This window comes from Oleiphilus sp. HI0061, assembly GCF_001635675.1.
Window position 1 is genome coordinate 1 of sequence record NZ_LWFE01000041.1, and the last position, 1,552, is coordinate 1,552.

Below are 1,552 nucleotides of genomic sequence, written 5' to 3' on the forward strand. Positions count from 1 at the left end.
CCAAGATTGATGATTACAATTTACAAAGTACCAATCATTTTTTGTTAGCCCTTCAACACTGGTAAAATCCCACTCAACCTTCAGAAACATTGCCATAAAAAAGTTGTTCATAGAAACCCAGTTTGTTGCACAGGCAATAAGGGTTTTAGTCACAATTTTTTTGACGATATTGATGGGAATGATGATCTTAAGCAGAGCGCCAACGACTAAAATAGGCATCCAGAGCAAAGTGTTCAGAATAACTAAAATCAGAATAATAGCCCCTTTAACTGGGCCAGGAAGAAAGCTGAGCATATATACCCCTCATAGTATTTTAGTAAAATTTTATCGAGAGACACCTACAAGTACAAGATTACAGCGTACGCATGTAAATATGGTGCTGCATTATCTATTTAATCTGGCTGTATAGTGCAAATAAGGTGGTGGCAATAGGTGGGAGGATAGTGCTCATGCTTACTGTTCTGGTTTATCGGGTGGCGCTTCAGTTGAAGTCTTCTTTTGATCAGTTTTTTTAGCTGGAAAGAAAGCATCAGTTTTATGTTTAGCTTTCGCTTTGATTTCAGGTGTGATGTATCGAGACAGCGTGGCGATTGCCGCAGCCATTACAGATATGTCATCGGTGTAGCCAAGAACGGGGGTTAAGTCAGGAATCCCGTCAATAAGGCTAATGAAGTAGCCGAGCGTTCCGAGAATAACCGTTTTTACCCATGCTGGAGTGTTTGGTTCGCGTAGGGTGTAATACAAAATTAGTGCGTGAGTAATAGCTTCCTGAGAAAGGGAGCTGAAGGCAGATTTGATTTTACTAGTTAGCTTTTTTTCGTTTATATCGTCTTTCATTTTACTCTCGACCAGGCTTTATTCGAAGCCTGGTTTTAATATCTGATCTTTGCCAGCAAGTACTAAACCAATGCTGTTTTCCTGTAGCCATAATAAAGTTAGGAGATTCCCTGGAGTCGCGCTGTCGTCAGATTTTGATATAAATCCCTTTAATGTTAAAGCTTGCCCCAACACATCAGCAAAGCTAATTTCAATCTCGTTAAAGGTAACACGGCAAGTGTCACTTTCTACCGACGCTTGAGAGTCTTGATTCGGAGAGCTGAGGGAGTTCGTCTCTGGGTTGCTGGTCAGGGTATGAGTAACGTAGATTCTCGATAATTGCAGTGTGGCATGACAGTCATTGCTTGAACCTGCATTTAGTCTATCGGTAATATGCAGAGTTGATCCGTTCAGATTTTGTAGACTGTTTGTTTCGTCCAAAATAGTCATGCTATTACCTTGTATATGATAGGTAAACTGTATTACATCGTCGGTATCGGGAAAGATTGGGCTGCTTACTTCCTCTAGCTCAACGCCGAGAATAATTCCTGTCCCACGATCAGTAGTCTCAGTTGTATCAGAGGTGTTGAAGGAAAACGCAAAATGACTTCCGCTTTCTGTCGCGTGACCAATAGGTGCTTCGAGACCACCATCGAGCTTCAATATACCTCTATTTACCTCTGAATTGCCTGTCTCGCTGCTTGGGTCTGATACTTCGCTCAGTTCACTAAAGAAT

The 1,552-nt window shown here is 41.4% G+C and carries 2 protein-coding genes and 1 pseudogene; all 3 read right to left on the minus strand.

Going from position 1 to position 1,552, the window contains the following annotated elements:
* Window positions 1-294: pseudogene (locus tag A3735_RS00660) on the minus strand (acyltransferase); the annotation flags it as partial.
* A gap of 159 nt (window positions 295-453) precedes the next feature.
* A complete protein-coding gene (locus tag A3735_RS00665) occupies window positions 454-837 on the minus strand; it encodes a YkvA family protein (protein ID WP_068507569.1) in 384 nt (127 codons plus the stop codon).
* Between the two features lie 18 nt (window positions 838-855).
* On the minus strand, window positions 856-1,552 hold a 697-nt coding region (locus A3735_RS29975; RefSeq protein WP_197485551.1), incomplete at its 5' end, for a hypothetical protein.